Source organism: Anaerostipes caccae L1-92 (assembly GCF_014467075.1).
In the GTDB taxonomy this organism is placed as follows: domain Bacteria; phylum Bacillota; class Clostridia; order Lachnospirales; family Lachnospiraceae; genus Anaerostipes; species Anaerostipes caccae.
Genome location: NZ_AP023027.1, coordinates 2,996,917 through 3,018,991, shown reverse-complemented (window position 1 = coordinate 3,018,991; position 22,075 = coordinate 2,996,917). Strand labels below are relative to the sequence as shown.

The window sequence follows — 22,075 nt, the reverse complement described above, 5'->3', positions numbered from 1 at the left end:
GTGACAAGTTATGACAACAAGTGAATGGATTTTTATGACATTGTTGGTGGTGATTTGGGGTTGTTTTGGTATTTCGATGCTTATTTCAACCATTCAAGGTTTCATCTATGACAAAAGACGTGAAAAGCGTGAACTGGAAAGAGATGCAAGAAACCGTGAATACCACGAGGAACGAATGAAGAACTTGAAGTAACACATTGACGTGGCGGCAGAGAATTCCTTTGCCGCCTTTGTCTGCTATGGAGGAATATTATGAGTCAAATTAAGACAATATCAATTGATATAGAAACTTATTCGGATGTGGATTTACAGAAGTGTGGCGTATATAAATATGTTCAGTCTGACAGCTTTGAAATATTATTATTCGGATATTCCGTGGACGGTGGTGAGGTTAGTGTTGTAGATTTGAAACAAGGTGAAAAAATACCTATGGAAATCATAATGGCATTGACCGATGAGAATATAACAAAATGGGCATTTAATGCTAATTTCGAGAGGGTGTGTTTGTCAGAATACCTCAGACGCTTTTATCCTAAAAAGTTTGTAAGCTACAGCATCCCAGAAGATTCGGTTGGTAATTATCTTGATCCATCATCATGGAAATGTTCTATGGTGTGGTCTGCATATATGGGACTTCCTTTGTTACTTGCAGGAGCGGGTGCTGTTTTAGGACTTGAGGAACAAAAACTGACAGAGGGCAAAGAACTCATCAGATACTTCTGTGTTCCATGTAAACCTACTAAGGTCAATGGCGGAAGAACCAGAAATCTACCGCAGCACGATATGATTAAGTGGGAGATGTTTAAGAAATATAACAAGCGAGACGTAGAGGTGGAGATGTCCATCCAAGACAAACTACGTCACTTCCCTGTTCCAAATTTTGTTTGGGAAGAATATCACCTTGACCAAGAAATCAATGACCGAGGCATTACACTTGATATGGATGTAGTAACGAACGCAATCGCTTTTGACGAAAAATCAAAGGCCGTTCTGGCGGATAAAATGCAGGAAATGACCGGTCTTGAAAATCCAAACTCGGTACAGCAGATGAAACAGTGGCTCAGCTGTAACGGCTTGGAAATGGACAGCCTTGGCAAAAAGGAAGTGGCAGCAGTATTAAATACTGCACCGGAACCATTAAAGACTGTATTAACACTTCGTCAGCAGCTTGCAAAATCATCCGTCAAGAAATATCAAGCTATGGCAAATGCAGTGTGTTCTGACGGGAGAGCAAGAGGAATGTTTATGTTTTATGGTGCAAATAGAAGTGGAAGATGGGCCGGAAGGCTCATTCAGTTACAAAATCTGCCTCAAAACCATATGTCTGATTTAGAAGAGGCTCGTTCTCTTGTTAAACAGGGAAATTACGAGGCAATGAATATGCTTTATGACGATGTTCCGGATACATTATCACAGCTTATTCGTACTGCTTTTGTGCCGCGAAAAGGGATGGAATTTATTGTATCGGACTTTTCTGCAATTGAAGCAAGAGTTCTTTCACACCTTGCAGGAGAAAAATGGAGAACAGATGTCTTTGCTAGTGGCGGTGATATTTACTGTGCATCGGCAAGCCAGATGTTTAAGGTACCGGTTGAAAAGCATGGTGTGAACGGTCACTTAAGGCAAAAAGGAAAAATTGCAGAACTTGCACTTGGTTATGGCGGATCTGTTGGAGCCTTAAAGTCAATGGGGGCTCTGGATATGGGACTTGAAGAGGATGAATTAAAACCGCTTGTAGATATGTGGCGTGAGGCAAACCCCAATATCGTAAAGTTGTGGTGGGATGTTGACAGAGCCGTTAAAAAAGCAGTAAAGCAAAGAGAACCATCAAGCATTGGTTCTATCACATTTTCATACAAAAGTGGAATGCTATTCATTGGACTTCCCAGCGGCAGATGCCTTTCATATGTAAAACCTAAAATGGGAATTAATCAATTCGGTTCTGAATCTGTTACTTATGAAGGAGTCGGAGGTACAAAGAAATGGGAGCGAATTGAAAGCTACGGACCTAAGTTTGTTGAAAATATCGTACAAGCAATCAGCCGTGATATTTTGATGTATGCTATCAGAACATTATCACATTGCTTTATCTGCGGTCATGTCCATGATGAATTGATTATTGAGTGCAGTAAAAGCGTGTCATTAGATGTTATCTGTGAACAGATGGGTAGAACACCACCTTGGATTGAGGGCATTTTACTTCGTGCTGATGGGTACGAAACAGAATTTTATAAAAAAGATTAATTTTTTTCTGGGCGAAGTTAAAATCTCGCCCTTTTTCTTTGCCTGTTACTTAGAGGGATACACCTCGAATATCTAACAGGAGGTAATTCATATGAACGAATTACAAATTTTTAAGAATGCGGAGTTTGGCTCAATCCGCACAACAACAATCAATGGGGAGCCATATTTTGTAGGACGTGATATTGCAGAGATTCTCGGCTATAGCAATACCAAGGACGCAATTTCAACCCATGTAGATGAGGAAGACAGAACTGTAATCCAAAGGTCGGAAAACACGACCTTAGAAATTCCCAATAGAGGATTAACGGTTATAAACGAAAGCGGTCTTTACAGTTTGATTCTTTCAAGCAAAATGCCTAATGCTAAGAAGTTCAAACACTGGGTGACATCAGAAGTTCTTCCGGCAATCCGAAAACACGGAGTATTTGCAGTTGATGAGGTGCTTGCAAATCCGGATGTTCTTATTAATGCTCTTATGGAACTTAAGAAAGAACGAGAGGAAAAATCAGCATTGCAGCAGATTGTTGCGATTCAGAATCAGCAGATTATAGAAATGAAGCCGAAAGCCAGTTATTACGATGTGGTTCTTAATTGTAAGGATTTAGTAGCAATCTCGGTTATTGCAAAAGATTATGGTTGGACAGCAAATCACATGAACCAGTATTTGCACGAAAAAGGCATTCAGTTTAAGCAAGGTAAGAAAATTTGGCTCTTGTATAAGGAATATGCGGAAATGGGACTTACATCAACTAAGACACATACTTACAGTGGTTCTGACGGTTCAGCTCATTCCAAGCCTCATACTTATTGGACACAAAAGGGTCGCTTATTCATTTATGACCTTTTAAAGAAAGATGGAATATTACCAATCATGGAACAGGAGGATTAACGGATGAATATCGATAAGAAAAATTTAGAGGGATACATAGATATGACATCCTTCGGGGCAATTTCAAATATCAAAAAGAAAGAAAAGGCGGTCCAAAAGGCTGCCAACTTCTGCTTGTATGACGGGTATAGACCACTTGTATATATCTGCAGTCCGTATCGTGGAGACATTACGAAGAATGTCGAAAAAGCAAGAAAGTATTCACGCTTTGCCATTGAAAATAAAGCAATTCCTATGACTCCGCATCTTCTGTATCCACAGTTTATGGATGATAGTAATCCGGAAGAGAGATACCTAGTCACTCACACAATTAATTATGTCCTTCTAGGCAAATGCAGTGAAGTGTGGGTGTTTGGAGAAGATATATCGGAAGGAATGGCTCGTGAGATAGCATTAGCAGAAAAACGCAGAATGAAAATCAGATATTTTACAGAAACGATGAAGGAGGTAACAAGATGAAGTTGACTATTTTTAGTGCAAACTGCGTAGGAAATGCGGCAAATGCACTATATCCGAATAAAGCAGAAATTTCAAATGCAGATGACATGATAGCGGTTATTGCCAGAGATCATGTGTGCGCCGAATTTAAAAGGTTTCATCGTTCTGTGGATGATTTTATTTATTCAGATGTTGAAGTGATGGATTGTGATAATGACCATAGTGATAATCCAAAGGACTGGATTACTGCAGAAAAATATGAAGAACTCTTCCCGGATGTATCGTTCATCTTAGTTCCAAGCAGAAATGATGGAAAGGTAAAAGGCAATAGGTCTGCAAGACCAAGACATCATATTTACTTTCCTCATGGCAAAATTACATCTGCCGATGAAGTAGTAGGCATTAAAACAAAACTTCAAGAGTATGCTCCATTTTTTGATGACAATGCACTCGATGCAGCAAGGTTTATCTTTGGTCATGCTCCGGACGATATTGTTTGGCATGAAGGAAGCAGGACCATAGAGGAATTTTTGGATGAACTGGACTTTGCCGAATATGACAAAGCTACGCAGGGCATTACCGAAGGTTCCAGAAACAGTACCATGAGCCATATTGCCGGAAGATTGATTAAGAGATATGGCAATACAGAAAAGGCACATGATATTTATCTGGAAAAGGCGCAGCTTTGCAATCCACCGCTTGAAGACAGTGAACTTGCTCTGATTTGGAGCAGTGCTGTTAAGTTCGGAAAGAAGGTGCAGTCACAGGTTGGCTATGTGTCACCGGAAGAGTTTAATAAGGGATTTAGTCTAAAGCCGGATGATTACTCAGATATTGGACAGGCAAAAGTGTTGTCTCGTGAATATGCGGGTGAACTTGTATTTACCGATTCCACAGATTATATGCGATATGACGGTACGCATTGGGCAGAGTCAAAGCAGATGGCTGTGGGTGCCTGTGAGGAGTTCCTGGATGAACAGCTAAAGGAAGCAATAGCCGCAGTGGAGAAAGCAAAGAAAATGCTCCTTGATGCGGGCATCGATAAAGATACTGTTATGGCAGGCGGCAAGGCACTGGAAAAAGCTATTGATGAAGGAAGTGAAAAAGCATTCAAGGAATTTGTGATTGCATCAAAATATTATGCCTTTGTTATGAAACGAAGGGATATGAAGTTTGTAACTTCTGCACTTCAGGCAGCAAAGCCAATGCTCCTTAAGAAAATCGCAGATTTTGACAGCCAGGAGTTCCTCTTAAATGCTCCCGATGCTACTTACGATTTGCAGGACGGAAGCAGTAAGGAGCATGCGGCAGCAGATCTGATCACGAAGATGACTGCAGTTTCTCCAAGTACAGAGGGCATGGATTTATGGAAGGATGCCCTGGACAGCTTTTTCTGCTGTGATAAGGAACTGATCGATTATGTGCAGCAGATTGTGGGACTTTCAGCTATTGGAAAAGTGTATGTGGAGGCATTGGTAATTGCCTATGGCGAAGGAAGCAACGGTAAGAGCACTTTCTGGAATACCATTGCCAGAGTACTAGGAACATACAGCGGAACTATTTCCGCAGATGCTTTGACCGTGGGATGTAAGCGTAATGTAAAGCCGGAGATGGCAGAACTGAAAGGTAAGAGATTAGTCATTGCTGCCGAACTGGAAGAAGGAATGCGTCTGAATACTTCTATTGTAAAACAGCTATGCTCCACAGATGAAGTGACAGCTGAAAAGAAATATAAGGATCCATTCAAATATGTGCCGACACACACCCTCGTGTTATATACCAATCATCTCCCAAGGGTGGGAGCCAATGATGATGGCATATGGCGAAGGCTTATTGTGATACCGTTCAATGCTAAAATCACTGGCAGCAGTGACAGAAAAAATTATGCTGATTACCTTTATGAAAATGCAGGAGGTGCCGTACTTACATGGATTATTGATGGTGCTGCGAAAGCCATCAAAAATAAGTATAAGCTGAAGACTCCGAAGGTGGTGGAAGATGCCATCAATAAATATCGTGAGAATAATGACTGGTTTTCTACGTTTGTTGAGGAATGCTGTGAGGTGGATGCCACTTATACGCAGAAGTCGGGCGAGTTCTACCAGGAGTATCGTTCTTACTGTGCAAGGACGGGTGAATATACGAGAAGTACCACTGATTTCTATACGGCACTTGAGAATGCAGGCTTTAACCGAAAGAAAACAAAAGGCTGCAACTATGTGCTTGGAATACGCTTAAAATCAGACTTTTTAGAAGATTAATGTTTTTAAGGGTGGAGGTCGTAGGAGGTCTATGTATAAAACCCCTTTAGGGCAGAATTTTTGGCAAAAATCTCTCTATATAAAGTTTTAGAAATGACTTCATCGACCTCCACCATAAAAGAAATTGGAGGTACTTATGCGAGAAAAAGAAATAGAAAAAAGACTTGTGGCAGAAGTTAAAAAGAATGGCGGTATTTGTCCTAAGTTTGTATCTCCTGGATATGCAGGTATGCCGGACAGAATCATTCTGCTTCCGAAAGGCAAGATTGCTTTTGCAGAACTTAAGGCACCGGGGCAGAAACCGAGACCTTTGCAGGCCGCAAGGCATAAAATTTTGATGGGACTAGGGTTTAGAGTATATGTCATTGATGGAACGGAACAGATTGGAGGTGTGATTCGTGAAATACAATCCACATGATTATCAAAGGTATGCGACAGAATATATTGAATCACATCCGGCAGCTGCAGTCTTTCTTGATATGGGTTTAGGAAAAACAAGCATCACGCTGACTGCACTTAACAATCTGCTGTTTGATTATTTTGATGTGCATCGCATCTTAGTAGTAGCACCGCTTCGTGTGGCAAGAAATACATGGTCGGATGAAATTGAAAAATGGGATCATCTTCATAATCTTACCTTTGCGATTGCAGTTGGAACAGAAAAAGAAAGAATTGCAGCACTAACGCAAAAATCGGATATCACAATGATCAACCGTGAAAATCTGCAGTGGCTGATAGAAAAGAGTGGACAACCCTTTGAGTATGACATGGTGGTAATTGATGAACTGAGTTCCTTTAAGAATCATCAAGCAAAGCGATTTAAGGCACTGATGAAAGTAAGACCCAAGGTCAAAAGAATCGTGGGACTTACAGGAACACCAAGCAGCAACGGTCTTATGGATTTGTTTGCAGAATTCAAAATCTTAGATATGGGAGCAAGGCTTGGACGATTCATCGGTCAATATCGCAACTCATATTTTAAACCGGATAAGGTGAACGGTCCTATTGTTTACAGCTATAAGCCTCTTCCCGGAGCAGAAGATGCGATTTATCAAAAGATATCTGACATCACGATTTCCATGAAGGCAGCAGATCATTTGAAAATGCCGGAACTCATAAATACAAAATATATGGTGCATCTGTCAGATAAGGAAAAGAAAAAGTATGAAGATATGAAAGCAGAACTTGTTCTTGCACTTCCGGAAGGTGAGATTACAGCAGCAAATGCAGCATCTCTTTCAAATAAGCTTTCACAGATGGCAAACGGTGCAGTCTATGCAGATGATGAGAGCATTCTGTCCGTCCATGAAAGAAAGCTGGACGCTTTGGAGGACATTATTGAATCTGCCAATGGAAAACCTCTGCTGGTTGCATATTGGTTTAAGCATGACCTTATGAGAATCGAGCAACGTTTGAATGAAAAGAAGATTCCGTTTCAAAAACTTGATACAGATGCCAGTATGAAAAGATGGAATAAGGGAGAACTTCCTGTGGCACTGATTCATCCGGCATCAGCGGGACATGGACTTAATCTTCAAAGTGGCGGTTCTACACTTGTATGGTTTGGAATCACCTGGAGCCTAGAACTTTATCAGCAGACCGTAGCAAGACTTTATCGGCAAGGTCAAGAGAGCAGAACAGTAACCATAATTCATATCCTAACTCAAGGTACGGTTGATGAGAAAATCATGAAAGCACTGGCTGATAAAGACAGCACACAATCGGCACTGATCGATGCAGTAAAAGCAGAATTGTAAATCAAAGACAATCAGAGTCAATCCGAGGGAAATTTAAATCTTCGGAGGTTAGGCTTATGACAGCAAGAGAATTTTTAAACCAGCCGTTTGAATTGCAAAGGGTAATTAGAATAAAAGAAAAAAGGATACAGTGCTATCGAGAACTGGCAAGCAGTCCGTCTTCCCCAAGTTTGGAACCACATTATTCAGCTACCAGAAATACAAAAGCACCATTTGTGAGATATCTTGAAAAGATTAATGTTTTGGAAGAAGAACTGATAAAAGATTATTTAAAGTTAGAAGATTTAAAGCATATGGTAGATGTAGCAATTGATGGCATGGAAGATCCGATGGAAGAACTCGTACTTCGATATAGGTATTCCAAACTTATGAAGATTGATGACATCGCAAGAGAAATGCAGTATTCAGTCAGATGGATTAAACGTGTACATGCCAGAGCATTGGTGCATTTTGAAAAAAGCCACCCTAGTTCACCCTCAGGCCACTGTTAGTTCCAGTGAAAATGCAGTAAAATGGTATTGTAGAAAATTATATAAAAACGACAGAGCCTTTGTAGGAGCAATCCCGCAGAGGCTTTTGTTATGTCTGGAAGGAGGTGCAGGTGTGCCAAGAAGACCAAAGAGTCCCTGCAGTTATCCTGGCTGTCCTAATTTAACAGAGGGTAGATATTGCAAGGAGCATGAGAAACTAATGAACCAATCCTACGAGAAGTATGGCAGAGATAAAGCTGTACGCCGTAGGTACGGAAGAGCATGGAAACGAATCCGTGACAGTTATGTTAAGGAACATCCTTTCTGTGAGATTTGTTTTGAAAAAGGAATCATTGTTCCGGTGGATGAAGTTCATCACAAGCTGCCGCTGTCAGAGGGTGGCAATCATAACAAAGATAATCTGATCTCTCTTTGCAAATCATGTCATGCAAAGATTCATGCCGAGCGTGGTGATTATCAAGGTGGCAAAAAACATCGAGTTTACGGATATGATGACTGACCCCAGGGGCGGTCAAAATCTCTGACACCGGGACCACCGGGGAACGGCGTGGGGTCTTGCGTGTAAAAAAGGCGAAATCAAAAGGGTAATAAAGGAGGGACATGAGACGTGCCTACAAAATCAAATAACATAGGTGGCCGTGGCGGTGCCAGACCTGGTGCCGGACGTAAGAAATCGGCTGTCAAAGAAAAAGCAAATAACGGAAATCCGGGCGGAAGAAAATTAGAAGTTCTGGATATCCCGGAAGTAGAAGGTGTGGAGATGCCAAAGCCACATGATTTCTTATCGGCCGAACAGCGTGACGGTTCGCAGCTGCAGGCATCCGAGATTTATGAAGAAACATGGCAGTGGCTTAAGAAAATAGGATGTGCAAGCAAGGTATCGACACAGCTGATTGAGCGATATGCAATGTGTTCTGCTCGTTGGATTCAGTGTGAAGAGATGACAAATAAGCTGGGATTTCTTTCCAAGCATCCGACCACACAGAAACCAATCCCATCTCCGTTTATCAATATCGGCATCAACTATATGAACCAAGCCGTAAGGCTGTGGAATGAAATATTTCAGATTGTCAAAGAGAACTGCAGTACCGATTATGACGATGCAGCTCCACAAGACGATTTGATGGAACGTTTGCTCAGGGCAAGGGAAGGAAGGTAAAGATGATAGAAAAAGTAAATCCAATGCACCCAGATAAAATTTGTGACAGAGTAGCCGGTGCGATTGTTGACATGGCATATAAATTACATGATAATCCAAAGATTGCTGTGGAAGTACTTATCGGACATGGGTACGGACACATCATTATTGAAACAAATGTAGATTTTGAAAAAGAAGATATTGCAATGATATTTGAACGTATCGCAGGCGGTAAGAATGAGATTCGCTGTGATATACGAATTTATCCGCAGGACGAGCATCTTTCAAAAAATCAAGAGGACAAAATACGCTGTGGTGATAATGGCATCTTTAAGGGAATGCCGCTAACGGATGAACAGAAAGAATTGTCTAAGATTGCAAGAGAAATCTACACTTCTTATCCGTTTGATGGAAAGTACATTCTTGATGGTGACCGTCTTATCATCTGCCAGAGCAATGCAAAAACTACAGATTTGAAATGCACATATCCAAACGCTGAAGTAAATCCACTTGGCGATTGGACTGGCGGCACAAATGTAGATACCGGAGCAACAAACAGAAAACTTGGTTCTGATATGGCTGATTCAATTACAGGCGGTGGCCTTCATGGGAAAGACCTATCCAAGGCTGATGTGTCCGTTAATATCTATGCTTTCTTAAAAGCACAGATTACAGGTAAACCTGTGCAGCTTGCCTGTGCGATTGGTGATGAGTTTATTGACGGCAGACCTTATTCTGAAATCGTGGAAATCGCAAGAGAATATATTCATTCCATCGGTGGATTTGAAAAGTTCGCTGAGTGGGGATTGTTTTAGGAGGCAGCTATGAGCAAGACAACAACAGAAATGCAGCTTGTAGCTGTAACAAAACTTATTCCTTATGTAAATAATGCAAGAACTCACTCTGCAGAACAGATTATGAAGCTTCGCTCCTCTTTACGTGAGTTTGGTTTTATCAATCCGGTCATTATCGACAGAGACTATAACGTGATTGCCGGACATGGAAGAATCATGGCTGCCAAAGAAGAAGGAATCAAAGAAGTACCATGTGTATTTGTAGATTACCTTACCGAGGCACAAAAGAAAGCCTACATTCTTGCAGATAACCGAATGGCAATGGATGCAGGCTGGGATGAAGAACTATTAAGAGTTGAAATCGAGGCTTTGCAAGATGCTGATTTTGATATTGGACTCACAGGATTTGATGAAAATGACCTTGCTGATTTATTTGGAAATGATGATACATCCGATGTAAAAGATGATGAGTATGATTTGTCTGTCGCACTTGAAAAAGCTGCTTTTGTAGAAAAGGGAGATATCTGGACGGTTGGCAGGCATAGACTTATGTGCGGAGATGCTACATCAATTGAAGATGTGGATGCACTTATGGACGGTAAGAAAGCCAATCTTGTGATTACAGATCCTCCATACAATGTTGCCTTTGAAAGTTCAGATGGACTTTCCATCAAGAACGATAAAATGGCAAATGATAAGTTCTATGAGTTTTTGCTGTCTGCATTTAAGAATATGGCAAACCATCTTGAAAGCGGTGGCTCTGCTTATGTATTTCATGCAGATACAGAAGGTTTGAATTTCAGAAGAGCCTTCATTGACGCTGGATTTCATTTAAGTGGATGTTGTATTTGGGTAAAGAACTCGCTTGTTCTTGGAAGAAGTGATTATCAGTGGCAGCACGAACCTGTGCTATATGGATTCTTACCCGGTAAACATTACTGGAGCAAGGCGGCAGGCAGAAGTCAGACTACGATTTGGAACTTCGATAAGCCAAAGAAAAACAAAAATCATCCGACTTCTAAGCCATTAGATTTACTTGCTTATCCTGTGGGCAATTCAAGTCGAGAGAATGCTATTATTATCGATACTTTTGGTGGTAGTGGCTCAACCCTTATGACCTGTGAAAAAACAAACCGTATCTGTTATACGATGGAACTTGATGAAAAGTACGCATCGGTTATCTTACGAAGATATGTGGAAGATACGGGTGATGCAGAGAATGTATTCGTTATTAGAAACGGAGAGAAACTTGCTTACTCCGACCTTGTAAAAGAGGTGGAGGGAGCGGATGGAGAATAACAATTTAACACTTGGGAGTCTGTTTGATGGTTCAGGTGGATTTCCTTTAGGAGGCTTGATTTCCGGTATTACCCCTTTGTGGGCATCGGAGATTGAGCCTTTTCCTATTCGTGTAACAACGAAAAGACTGCCGCAGGTAAAACACTATGGAGATATCTCTAAGATGAACGGAGCAGATTTGAAACCTGTCGATATCATTACCTTTGGCAGTCCATGCCAGGATATGAGTATTGCGGGCAAGCGTGACGGCTTATCCGGTTCCCGTTCTTCCCTGTTTTATGAGGCAGTCAGAATCATAAAAGAAATGAGGTGTAAGACAAATGGACAAAAACCAAGATTTATCGTCTGGGAAAATGTCCCCGGAGCATTTAGCTCCAACAAAGGCGAAGACTTCCGTGCGGTTCTCGAAGAGGTCTGCAAAATCAAAGACGAATCAGTGTCAGTGCCTAAACCTACAAAGTGGAACAGCGCAGGAAAGATCATGGGAGATGGTTACTCCGTTGCCTGGAGACAGTTTGATGCTCAGTTTTGGGGAGTACCCCAGAGAAGAAAACGTATCTACCTTGTCGCAGATTTTGCAGATTGGTGTGCCGGAAAAATATTATTTGAGTCAGAAGGCTTGTCTGGGTATTCTCCGAAGAGCATCCGTTCGTGGCAAAGTTCTGCCGCCACTTCTTCAGAAAGCACTGGAGATGCAGGCATCGGCTTAATGTTTGAAAACCACGGACAAGACAGCAGATACACAGGGCCACTTGATGTATCACAGACAGTTTTATCAACCTATGGAACTGGTGGCAATAATCAGCCGTTTATTGTGGAAGATGTGAAAAGTTTTGATGTAAGACTAACCTCCGAAGGTACAAGAAATGCAAGAAATAATGTATATGAAACAGATACATCAAGAACCATTGATACCGGCGGTAATTTTCCGGACTCCAATCAAGGCGGAGTGGCAGTAGTTGCTTATGGCATCTGTTCCAAGGACAGCAATTCCATGAAATCAGATAATCCGAACAGCGGATTTTATGAAGCAGATACAAGCAGAACGATTGATGGCAATGGCGGAAATCCTGTCTGCAATCAGGGCGGTATTGCTGTAATTGAAGGAAACGGTACTCGTCCTTCTCATAAGGGTGACGGGTACAAGGAATCGGATGTCATGTACACGCTGAATGCGACAGAACAGCACGCAGTGGCATTTGCAGATGTTCATGCAACCTTATCTGCTAATGACGGACCTAAAGGACCATCTTCTCAGATGTTAGGAACTCCGGAAGAAAACTTTGTCGGAGAACCTGCCTATGGTATCGGCAGACCTGCTATGAACCAAGGCTACAATGCAAAGTTCAGTTTTCAGATTGAAGAGGAAGTTGAGCCGACTATTGTTGCTGCAGGTGCAAGTGGAGTGGCGCATCCGGTGTACTGCACAAGCAAAGCATCTTTCCATACGATTGCAGAGGAGAACCTAGCCGGAACACTGGTGGCAACGGATTACAAAGATCCTCCGATTGTAAACGAGCCAAGGTACATCGTAAGAAGACTCACGCCTACGGAATGTGCAAGACTGCAAGGGTTTCCGGATTGGTGGTGTGACGGTCTTGAAATAGAAAATCCTACAGATGAGGATATTTCTATGTGGAGAGAAATCTTTCAGACACACGCTGACGCACTCGGAAAGAAGACAAAGCCTAAGTCTGATAATCAAATCAGAAAATGGCTTAAGAATTCACATTCGGATTCAGCGGAATATAAGATGTGGGGCAATGGTGTGGCACTTCCTAATGTTGTATTTGTGCTTTCCGGCATAGCCTATTATGCACAAAAGGAAGCAGAATAAATCGGTCAATATTCTACTTCGATATTCACAGATATCGCTTGATATATATGTGGTTTAGAGTGATTAATACAGTACCGAAAAATAAAGGAGGTACTCAGCATGAGAGTAGAATTTAACAGAACAGGTGCAGAAAGGAAAGTGCTAGTTACAACCATTTCTGAAATTCTTGGAACAAAGGCAAAGTACATGGGAATGCCAACTGCGGCATATGACTTTGGAGGTCTTATCGTTGATAAGACCGGAGCATTAGAGTTTGACGAGAACGTTTTTCCAAAGGATATCAAAGATCTTTTGCAGAAACTTGCCGACAGAGGCTTTGCCGCAGAGGATAATGAAGTATCTGAAGAGCAGGAAGAAACGCCACAGGGCGAAGATGTGGGGCTTACGGTGGCGATTCCAATTGAGCATGTTGGAGTCGGTAACCTTACAAACCTTCTGGATGCAAAAGGTGATCTCATTAAAAAGGCACTTGGCATCAAAGATACTCCTATCGAAATTACAGAAGAAACAATTTCATTTCCTTGGTTTGAAACTCTGCCAGACTGCGATACTGCAAAAGCCTACACCGATTTCATTTCTGCACTTTGTAAAATGAGCAAGGAACAGAAGAGAATCAATGCCACGGAAAAGAAAGCCGATAATGAAAAATACGCATTCAGATGTTTCCTTTTAAGACTTGGATTTATTGGAGCGGAGTACAAGTTGGATAGAAAGATTCTGTTGCAGAACCTTGAAGGCTCATCCGCATTTAAAAATGGTGCAAAGAAGGAGGCAGCAGGCGATGAGATTTCCGAGTAAAGAGATTGTGGCAAAGGTACTTCAAGAATATCCGGTCGGTTGCCGAGTAGAACTTACCCATATGGATGATGTGCAGGCACCACCGATTGGAACAAAAGGAACAGTTATTGGTGTTGATGATACAGCAAGCATTATGGTCGCTTGGGATAACGGTTCCGGCTTGAATGTGGTTTATGGAGAAGACAGATGCAGAAGGATTGAGGAATAAGCCTATGGATAAGAAGATAAAAGAACAGATTTTATATATCAGATCCACCGGCCTTACCAATATGTTTGATGTTCCTATGGTGCAGAGACTTGCGAATGAATATGGTTTCTATGAACTTGTGGTATTTCTGGAAGATAATCGTGCGGATTATGTCCATTTTATCCTTTACGGTGATGACTAAAATACACAGATTTTTTCTGAAATAATTGTTACATATATGCCAGTAATTGACTTGCTATTATGTGCTTTTAGAGTGATATATAGTACTACCAAAAGGAAAGAAAGCAAGGAGGTACACGAATATGTGGAAAGAAGGAACAATCGGAATTCCTAAGAAGGACGGCGGATACAAGAGCGTCAAATACTGGGTGAAACATTTTGAAGAGCCTAGCGAAGACTACGGCATCAACGGTGGCAAGATTTCAAAACTCAGCCTTAAGATGGATGGCGTGTGGATTGCCAACTACGACAGAGGATGGGATATCAAGCCGACCTGCGAAGAAGCAGAACTTGCCCTTTGCATTTTGCTGAACGATTTTAATTAAAGTGAATAACGAAATGTTATCGGGAACGGAAGCTGAAAGGCTTCTGTATCTCGTATAGGAATATTTATTGTTGTCACCAATGATGGTGGCTATTTTTATTTACGGAGGTGGTGTGATTGCGAAAACTAAAGAATTACAAACCGACAGAGTTCATGGCAAAGATCTCCCACTATGATGAAACAATGGCAGATTATGCTGTCAGCTTTATTGAACAGCTTTGTCATACCAAAGGAACATGGGCGGGAAAGAAGTTTGAACTGATTGATTGGCAAGAGCAGATTATAAGAGATTTGTTTGGGGTACTTAAGCCAAACGGATATCGTCAGTTTAATACAGCCTATATTGAAATACCTAAGAAACAAGGTAAGAGTGAGCTTGCAGCTGCCGTAGCACTGCTTCTTCTCTGTGGTGACGGAGAAGAAAGAGCAGAGGTTTACGGATGTGCAGCAGACAGAAACCAAGCAAAGATTGTATTTGATGTGGCGGTTGATATGGTTAAATTCTCCCCTGCACTGATGAAGAGGGTGAAAATCCTTGAATCACAGAAAAAGATTATTTTTAAGCCAACCAATAGTTCTTATCAAGTGCTTTCTGCCGATGTGGCCAATAAGCATGGATTTAACACACACGGTGTTATCTTTGATGAACTTCATACGCAGCCAAACAGAAAACTGTATGATGTTATGACACAAGGTAGTGGTGATGCCAGAATGCAGCCACTGTATTTTCTGATTACTACAGCTGGAAATGATACAAATTCTATCTGTTACGAAATTCATCAAAAGGCACTGGATATACAGGCAGGGCGAAAGATTGACCCTACCTTTTATTCTGTCATATATGGAGCAGATGAATCGGAAGATTGGACGGATCCAAAAGTTTGGGAAAAAGCCAATCCATCACTTGGCATTACAGTAGGAATTGATAAGGTTCAGGCGGCATGTGATTCAGCAAGGCAGAATCCGGGAGAGGAGAACTCTTTTAGACAGCTGAGATTGAATCAGTGGGTGAAACAATCGGTACGATGGATGCCAATGGAAAAGTGGGATGCTTGTGATTTTAAGGTTGATGAAGATGAACTGGAAGGTCGTGTCTGCTATGGTGGTCTTGACCTATCATCTACAACCGATATCACGGCATTTGTATTGGTATTCCCGCCTACGAATGAAGAAGATAAGTACATCATTTTGCCTTACTTTTGGGTGCCGGAAGATACGCTTGACCTAAGAGTCAGACGAGATCATGTGCCGTATGATTTGTGGGAGAGAAAAGGCTATCTGCAAACTACAGAGGGAAATGTAGTTCATTATGGGTATATTGAGCAGTTCATTGAATCGTTAGGTGAACGATTTAATATCCGAGAGATTGCTTTTGACCGTTGGGGTGCTGTTCAAATGGTACAGAACCTTGAAGGCATGGGATTTACAGTTGTTCCGTTCGGACAGGGATTTAAAGATATGAGTCCGCCGACCAAAGAACTGATGAAGTTAGTGCTTGAAGAAAAAATCGCACATGGCGGACATCCTGTACTTAGATGGAATATGGATAACATCTTTATACGGACAGACCCTGCCGGAAACATCAAGGCAGATAAAGAAAAATCAACAGAAAAGATAGACGGTGCTATTGCAACGATTATGGCACTGGATAGAGCAATCAGAAATGGGAATGTCAATACGGAATCTGTATACGATAACCGAGGCATTCTTTTTATTTAAGAAGGAGCGTGAGCAGATATGGGTATTTTAAGCGGATTATTTCATTCAAGGGATAAGCCGAAGGACAGTACAAATGGCAGCAATTATCGATTCTTATTCGGTGGAACAACCTCCGGCAATCGTGTGACCGAACAATCTGCAATGCAGATGACAGCAGTATATGCCTGCGTGAGAATTTTATCCGAGGCAATCGCAGGACTTCCGTTACACCTTTATCACTACACAGAAACAGGTAGTAAGGAAAAGGCAATCAAACATCCGTTGTATTTTTTACTTCATGATGAGCCAAATCCGGAGATGACATCATTTGTATTCAGAGAAACGATGATGACACATCTTCTCCTTTATGGAAATGCCTACTCACAAATTATTCGTAACGGCAAAGGTGAAGTTATCGGTTTATATCCGCTCATGCCAAATAGAATGACGGTGGATCGAGATGATAAAGGTCAGATTTATTATCAGTACCTAGTATCCGATTCAGATGCGCCGACTATGAAAGAAGGAACGGTTAATCTTAAAAAGGAAGATGTACTTCATATTCCCGGTCTTGGATTTGATGGTCTTGTTGGATATTCACCAATTGCAATGGCTAAGAATGCGATTGGACTTTCCATTGCCACAGAAGAATATGGTGCTAAGTTCTTTGCTAATGGTGCAACACCCGGAGGAATCTTAGAGTATCCTGGAACAGTAAAAGACCCGGACAGAGTAAGGGAAAGTTGGAATAAGGGGTTCAGCGGAAGAAATTCTCACAAGGTTGCCATCTTGGAGGAAGGAATGAAATATACTCCGATTTCCATTTCTCCAAATGAAGCACAGTTTTTAGAAACAAGAAAATTTCAGATTGATGAGATAGCTCGAATTTTTAGGATTCCTCCCCATATGGTAGGTGACCTTGAAAAGTCGAGCTTTTCTAATATTGAGCAGCAGTCACTGGAGTTTGTGAAATACACGCTTGAGCCGTGGCTGATGAGATGGGAGCAGAGCATCAACCGAGCACTTCTCTCACCAAATGAAAAATCCACATACTTTGTCAAGTTCAATGTGGACGGACTTCTTCGTGGTGATTATCAGAGCCGTATGAGCGGATATGCCACTGCAAGACAGAATGGCTGGATGTCAGCAAATGATATCCGTGAACTTGAAAACCTCGACTTGATTCCGGTCGAGGAGGGTGGAAATTTATACCTCATCAATGGAAACATGACAAAACTTGCCGATGCGGGAATCTTTGCAAAAGGCGGAAAGGAGCAATCAGATGAAGAAGTTCTGGAAGTGGAAGAACCAGACGAATCAGAAGGAACAGACAACGGAGAGGACGTTGTTTCTCAACGGGACAATCGCAGAGGAAAGCTGGTTTGATGATGATGTGACACCTCAGCTATTCAGAGATGAACTGAATGCAGGAAGTGGTGATATCACGGTTTGGATCAACTCTCCGGGCGGTGACTGTATTGCGGCAGCACAAATTTACAACATGCTGATGGAATACAAAGGAAATGTCATAGTTAAGATTGACGGCATTGCAGCAAGTGCAGCCTCTGTTATTGCTATGGCAGGTACAAAGGTTTGTGTATCCCCTGTTTCAATGCTGATGATCCATAATCCATCAGCAGGAATTTATGGAAATACAGCGGTAATGCAAAAGGCAATTGAAATGCTGGATGAAGTAAAAGAGTCAATTGTCAATGCCTATGAAATTAAGACCGGCATGAGCAGAGCCAAGATTTCTCACCTTATGGATGCAGAAACCTGGATGGATGCCAACAGTGCCGTTGAGATGGGATTTGCAGATGAAATCTTACAGAGAAGTGTGACAGATGAAATCGAAATTCCACAGGTCAACATGGTTTATTCGCAGGTTGCAGTTACGAACTCACTTATGAGCAAGATTGCAAAGAAATGCAGGATTGAACCAAAAGCAGAAGAAACAAAAACAAAAGCCGATTCACTTATGGATCGCCTAAATTTAATGAAAAATTGGAGGTAATTATACTATGACTATTCAGGAATTAAGAGAAGCAAGAAACAAGGCATGGGAAGGTGCTAAAGCATTTGTAGAAAGCAAGCGTGATAAAGACGGATTGCTTTCTGAAGAAGATGCAAAGACCTATGCCGAAATGGAAAAGAAGGTCAAGGATTACAGCCTTGAAATCGAAAGAATGGAGCAGATGGATGCGCTCGAAAACGAGATGCGTAAGCCTATCAATACTCCAATCGTTACAAAGCCGGCAACTGATAAACCAAAAGATGTAAGAACAGGACGTGCATCTGATGAGTATAAGGAAGGAATGCTTAAGGCACTTCGTTCCAACTTCAAGCAGATTACAAATATTTTGCAGGAAGGCGTAGATGCTGACGGCGGATATTTAGTACCGGAAGAATATGACAATAGATTGATTGATGTACTTGATGAAGAAAACATTATGAGAAAACTTGGTCATAAGATTACAACTTCCGGTGAACACAAGATCAACATTGCAGCTACAAAGCCTGCAGCTGCATGGATCGAAGAAGGCGGCGCATTGCAGTTTGGCGAGGCAACATTTGATCAGATTTTGCTCGATGCTCACAAACTCCATGTTGCCATCAAAGTAACAGAAGAGTTGTTATATGATAATGCATTCGGTCTTGAAAATTACATTATCACTCAGTTCGGTAAGGCACTTGCAAATGCCGAAGAAGATGCATTCCTTAATGGTAGTGGTGTCGGTCAACCGCTTGGACTTTTCGCTGATAAGGGCGGTGGTACTGTAGCAGGAAGTACGACAACACTCAAGGCGGAAGATATCATCAGTCTCGTGTATTCGTTGAAACGCCCATATAGAAAAAATGCATCTTTCATAATGAACGATCAGACAGTTGCATCCATTCGTACTCTTAAGGACAACAATGGTGCATTTATGTGGCAACCTGCACTTACACAGGGAGAGCCGGACAGACTTCTTGGCTATGCCGTTTATACATCTCCGTTCTGCCCTGTCGATGGTATCGCTTTTGGTGATTATCAATATTACAACATCGGTGACAGAGGTACTCGTTCTTTCAAACAGCTTACAGAACTTTTTGCCGGAAATGGCATGATTGGTTTTGTAGCAAAGGAAAGAGTCGATGGTAAGCTTATCCTTCCGGAGGCTGTTCAGATTCTTAAAGTAACCGGAAAGGCTGCTTCTAAGGCAGGAGCGTAACGTAAATAAATCAAGGCAGTGCTGTTTATAGAACGGTACTGCCTTGGATGTAATTAGAGGTGGTGATTGAATTGATTGTAGGAATTGATGAGATGAAGGGATATCTTCGAGTTGACTTTGATGACGATGATGAGTTGATTGGACATTTTATTGTAACAGGTGAAAATCTCTGTGCAGATATTGCCAGATTATCAGTGGAAGAATTATCCGAGATACCATCGTCAAAGATTGCAGTTATGTATGCTGTTGCTTATTTATATGAACATCGAGAAGATGCAGACCACCATCAGCTTACAATCTCCCTTCGCTCACTGCTTGAGGGTGTAAGAAGGAGCGTGTTCTGATGGATATAGCACTTCTAAATGTAAAAATCACAATACAGAAAAGTGAAGTCATTACTGATTCCATCGGCAATCACAAGAATGTATGGACTGACTTTTATTCTTGCTTTGCTACAGTTAGCGGTGAGGGTGGTTCAGAAAAAGCAGTTGCAGGACTTATTGTAGATGATTCGGATATTTCCTTTACGGTCAGATACTGCAAAAAGCTGTCTGATGTCGATTCCACCAAATGCAGAATCATCTTTGACAGTAATGTCTATAACATCGTATCAATTGACCATATGAATTTTAAGAGGAAATCTCTGAAATTCAAGTGCGAGAAAGAGAGGCAGAAGTAATGGCAAATACAAAGATTGATAACCTTGCCAATGAGATTATGGAAGGCTTGAAAGAATATGCTGACCTCGCTTCTGATGATGTGAAAAAGGCAGTCAGAAAGGCAGGCAATACCGTCAGAAAAGAAATTGCTGCATCTGCTCCCATTGATACCGGAAAGTATGCGAAGTCATGGAGTGTGAAGAAAACCAAGGAAACATCAAATTCTTTGGAAGTAACAGTTCATTCAAAGAACAGATATCAGCTTGCTCATCTTCTGGAGCATGGTCATGCAAAACGTGGCGGAGGCAGAGTTGCGGCAAGACCCCATATCGCACAGACAGAACAGTCTGCCGTGGAAACACTGGAGTCTGAAATAGCGAAAGCACTGGGAGGTCACTGATGAATAAAATATTACAGATGCTTAAGGAGATGGACATTCCTTTTGCCTATGACCACTTTGCAGAAGGCGAAAGTCCGGATCCACCGTTTATTTGTTACCTCATTCCCGGCTCTGATAATTTTTCAGCTGATGGAAGAGTGTATCAAAAAATAAATGAAATTCATATTGAACTTTATACTGATTTCAAGGACTTGTCGGTAGAAAGTAAAGTAGAATCCGTGCTTGATAAGTATGGCATTTTTTATGACCACACAGAAACGTGGATAGAAAGTGAAAAGATGTACGAAGTCCTATATTCATTTGAAATGGAGGCATAAAGCTATGGCTAATAAAGTAAAATACAATCTAAAAAATGTTCATGCCGCAAAGCTGACAAAAGGTGAAGATGGAAGTTATTCGTATGAAACACCAAAGGCAATCCCCGGTGCTGTAAGCATCAGTTTGGATGCGGAGGGTGATTCTTCTCCGTTCTATGCGGATGGCATTGTATATTTCCGTTCTGTATCTAATAACGGATACAGCGGTGATTTGGAAATTGCACTTATCCCGGAATGGTTCAGAACGGAAATCTTGAAAGAAGAACTTGATAAGAATGGTGTTCTTGTTGAGAACTCTAATATTGCAGAAACAGAGAAATTTGCACTGCTATTTGAATTTGACGGAGATGTGAAGTGCATCCGTCACGTTTTATATAATTGCTCTGCATCTCGTCCTTCTATCGAGTCAGAAACAAAAGAGGATACGATTGAACCAGGAACAGAAACATTATCTCTTACGGCAGATCCTAGAGAAGATGGTCTTGTAAAATCAAGAACTGGGGATACCACTACTGATGCAACCTATAACGATTGGTACAAGTCTGTATATGTTCCAGTAGCAAAAACTGAAGCTGCAAACGGAGGTAAATAATCATGCTGAAGAAAGTAATTAAAATCGGAGATAAAGATGTGGCTTTCCGCTCTTCTGCAACGGTGCCTCGTCTTTATCGTGCAAAGTTTAAACGAGATATCTTTAAGGACTTAGCAAAACTTGAAAAATCATATAAAGGCAGCAAGGATGATGGAGAGGAATTTGCCATTGACGATTTGGAGATTTTCGAGAATGTGGCATATATCATGGCATATCATGCGGATAATACCATTCCGGATAATATTGATGACTGGCTTGACCAGTTTGAGATGTTCTCAATTTATGAGGTACTGCCGGAGATTCTTGCTTTGTGGGGAACGAATCTTATTACTGATATTGACTCTAAAAAAAACTTAAACGCTCAAGCCGTGAGATGACAACTCCCCTGTTCCTGCTAAGATGCCTTGAAATTGGCATTTCGATTACAGACCTTGATTATCTGACTATCGGGATGGTGATGGACATTTGGACGGAGAAAGCAAATGACTCCGTGAAGTAT

At 41.4% G+C, this 22,075-nt stretch carries 27 protein-coding genes; all 27 read left to right on the top strand.

Features of this window, described 5'->3' with window-relative positions:
* Positions 1–10: 10 nt before the first annotated feature.
* The 27 genes from ANCC_RS14610 (at position 11) to ANCC_RS14480 (ending at position 21,953) form a co-directional block, all read left to right on the top strand.
* Positions 11–193 carry a hypothetical protein gene (locus ANCC_RS14610; protein ID WP_006566264.1) on the top strand — a complete coding sequence of 61 codons (183 nt, stop codon included), beginning with the start codon at positions 11–13 and terminating at the stop codon, positions 191–193.
* A gap of 59 nt (positions 194–252) precedes the next feature.
* Entirely contained in the window at positions 253–2,244 is a 1,992-nt protein-coding gene (locus ANCC_RS14605; protein WP_006566263.1) for a DNA polymerase, read from the top strand.
* 91 nt (positions 2,245–2,335) lie between these two features.
* Positions 2,336–3,133, top strand: coding sequence for a phage antirepressor (locus tag ANCC_RS14600; RefSeq protein ID WP_006566262.1), 798 nt, complete (start codon positions 2,336–2,338; stop codon positions 3,131–3,133).
* Positions 3,134–3,136: 3 nt separating this feature from the next.
* Positions 3,137–3,592, top strand: coding sequence for a DUF7768 domain-containing protein (locus ANCC_RS14595; RefSeq protein ID WP_006566261.1), 456 nt, complete (start codon positions 3,137–3,139; stop codon positions 3,590–3,592).
* The gene (locus tag ANCC_RS14590; RefSeq protein ID WP_006566260.1) at positions 3,589–5,832 is read left to right on the top strand and encodes a phage/plasmid primase, P4 family; all 2,244 of its coding nucleotides are present in this window, start codon (positions 3,589–3,591) and stop codon (positions 5,830–5,832) included. Before ANCC_RS14595 ends, ANCC_RS14590 begins: the two co-directional genes overlap by 4 nt.
* Positions 5,833–5,968: 136 nt before the next feature.
* A complete protein-coding gene (locus ANCC_RS14585; RefSeq protein WP_006566259.1) occupies positions 5,969–6,250 on the top strand; it encodes a VRR-NUC domain-containing protein in 282 nt (93 codons plus the stop codon).
* A complete protein-coding gene (locus ANCC_RS14580) occupies positions 6,231–7,589 on the top strand; it encodes a DEAD/DEAH box helicase (RefSeq protein WP_006566258.1) in 1,359 nt (452 codons plus the stop codon). The genes ANCC_RS14585 and ANCC_RS14580 overlap by 20 nt, the downstream gene beginning before the upstream one ends.
* A gap of 56 nt (positions 7,590–7,645) precedes the next feature.
* Entirely contained in the window at positions 7,646–8,080 is a 435-nt protein-coding gene (locus ANCC_RS14575) for a hypothetical protein (RefSeq protein WP_006566257.1), read from the top strand.
* Between the two features lie 112 nt (positions 8,081–8,192).
* Positions 8,193–8,579 carry an HNH endonuclease gene (locus tag ANCC_RS14570; RefSeq protein WP_050754278.1) on the top strand — a complete coding sequence of 129 codons (387 nt, stop codon included), beginning with the start codon at positions 8,193–8,195 and terminating at the stop codon, positions 8,577–8,579.
* A gap of 108 nt (positions 8,580–8,687) precedes the next feature.
* A complete protein-coding gene (locus ANCC_RS14565; RefSeq protein WP_006566255.1) occupies positions 8,688–9,239 on the top strand; it encodes a P27 family phage terminase small subunit in 552 nt (183 codons plus the stop codon).
* Positions 9,240–9,241: 2 nt separating this feature from the next.
* Positions 9,242–10,033, top strand: a complete 792-nt coding sequence (locus ANCC_RS14560) for an S-adenosylmethionine synthetase N-terminal domain-containing protein (RefSeq protein WP_006566254.1) — start codon at positions 9,242–9,244, stop codon at positions 10,031–10,033.
* Between the two features lie 9 nt (positions 10,034–10,042).
* Positions 10,043–11,311, top strand: coding sequence for a site-specific DNA-methyltransferase (locus ANCC_RS14555; protein ID WP_006566253.1), 1,269 nt, complete (start codon positions 10,043–10,045; stop codon positions 11,309–11,311).
* The gene (locus ANCC_RS14550) at positions 11,301–13,148 is read left to right on the top strand and encodes a DNA cytosine methyltransferase (protein ID WP_006566252.1); all 1,848 of its coding nucleotides are present in this window, start codon (positions 11,301–11,303) and stop codon (positions 13,146–13,148) included. The genes ANCC_RS14555 and ANCC_RS14550 overlap by 11 nt, the downstream gene beginning before the upstream one ends.
* 99 nt (positions 13,149–13,247) lie before the next feature.
* On the top strand, positions 13,248–13,946 hold the full coding sequence (locus ANCC_RS14545; RefSeq protein WP_006566251.1) for a hypothetical protein: 699 nt from the start codon (positions 13,248–13,250) through the stop codon (positions 13,944–13,946).
* Positions 13,930–14,154 carry a DUF4314 domain-containing protein gene (locus ANCC_RS14540; RefSeq protein ID WP_006566250.1) on the top strand — a complete coding sequence of 75 codons (225 nt, stop codon included), beginning with the start codon at positions 13,930–13,932 and terminating at the stop codon, positions 14,152–14,154. Before ANCC_RS14545 ends, ANCC_RS14540 begins: the two co-directional genes overlap by 17 nt.
* Before the next feature lie 4 nt (positions 14,155–14,158).
* On the top strand, positions 14,159–14,335 hold the full coding sequence (locus ANCC_RS14535; RefSeq protein WP_006566249.1) for a DUF5049 domain-containing protein: 177 nt from the start codon (positions 14,159–14,161) through the stop codon (positions 14,333–14,335).
* Positions 14,336–14,456: 121 nt separating this feature from the next.
* Positions 14,457–14,699 (top strand): DUF7678 domain-containing protein, encoded by a 243-nt coding sequence (locus tag ANCC_RS14530; RefSeq protein ID WP_006566248.1) that lies wholly within the window; start codon positions 14,457–14,459, stop codon positions 14,697–14,699.
* A 152-nt stretch (positions 14,700–14,851) separates the two neighbouring features.
* Positions 14,852–16,417 carry a terminase large subunit gene (locus ANCC_RS14525; protein ID WP_006566247.1) on the top strand — a complete coding sequence of 522 codons (1,566 nt, stop codon included), beginning with the start codon at positions 14,852–14,854 and terminating at the stop codon, positions 16,415–16,417.
* 18 nt (positions 16,418–16,435) lie between these two features.
* Positions 16,436–17,782, top strand: a complete 1,347-nt coding sequence (locus ANCC_RS14520) for a phage portal protein (RefSeq protein ID WP_006566246.1) — start codon at positions 16,436–16,438, stop codon at positions 17,780–17,782.
* Positions 17,679–18,410: a head maturation protease, ClpP-related gene (locus ANCC_RS14515; RefSeq protein WP_083774634.1), complete on the top strand. Its 732-nt coding sequence runs from the start codon at positions 17,679–17,681 to the stop codon at positions 18,408–18,410. Before ANCC_RS14520 ends, ANCC_RS14515 begins: the two co-directional genes overlap by 104 nt.
* A gap of 7 nt (positions 18,411–18,417) precedes the next feature.
* Positions 18,418–19,608: a phage major capsid protein gene (locus ANCC_RS14510; RefSeq protein ID WP_006566244.1), complete on the top strand. Its 1,191-nt coding sequence runs from the start codon at positions 18,418–18,420 to the stop codon at positions 19,606–19,608.
* Between the two features lie 71 nt (positions 19,609–19,679).
* Positions 19,680–19,952 carry a head-tail connector protein gene (locus ANCC_RS14505; RefSeq protein ID WP_009269299.1) on the top strand — a complete coding sequence of 91 codons (273 nt, stop codon included), beginning with the start codon at positions 19,680–19,682 and terminating at the stop codon, positions 19,950–19,952.
* Complete coding sequence (locus tag ANCC_RS14500; RefSeq protein ID WP_006566242.1) at positions 19,952–20,287, top strand: phage head closure protein; 336 nt, start codon at positions 19,952–19,954, stop codon at positions 20,285–20,287. The genes ANCC_RS14505 and ANCC_RS14500 overlap by 1 nt, the downstream gene beginning before the upstream one ends.
* The gene (locus ANCC_RS14495) at positions 20,287–20,667 is read left to right on the top strand and encodes an HK97 gp10 family phage protein (RefSeq protein ID WP_006566241.1); all 381 of its coding nucleotides are present in this window, start codon (positions 20,287–20,289) and stop codon (positions 20,665–20,667) included. The genes ANCC_RS14500 and ANCC_RS14495 overlap by 1 nt, the downstream gene beginning before the upstream one ends.
* Complete coding sequence (locus tag ANCC_RS14490) at positions 20,667–20,984, top strand: hypothetical protein (protein WP_006566240.1); 318 nt, start codon at positions 20,667–20,669, stop codon at positions 20,982–20,984. Before ANCC_RS14495 ends, ANCC_RS14490 begins: the two co-directional genes overlap by 1 nt.
* 4 nt (positions 20,985–20,988) lie before the next feature.
* On the top strand, positions 20,989–21,576 hold the full coding sequence (locus ANCC_RS14485; RefSeq protein WP_006566239.1) for a major tail protein: 588 nt from the start codon (positions 20,989–20,991) through the stop codon (positions 21,574–21,576).
* A 2-nt stretch (positions 21,577–21,578) separates the two neighbouring features.
* Positions 21,579–21,953 (top strand): hypothetical protein, encoded by a 375-nt coding sequence (locus tag ANCC_RS14480; protein ID WP_006566238.1) that lies wholly within the window; start codon positions 21,579–21,581, stop codon positions 21,951–21,953.
* Positions 21,954–22,075: the final 122 nt, after the last annotated feature.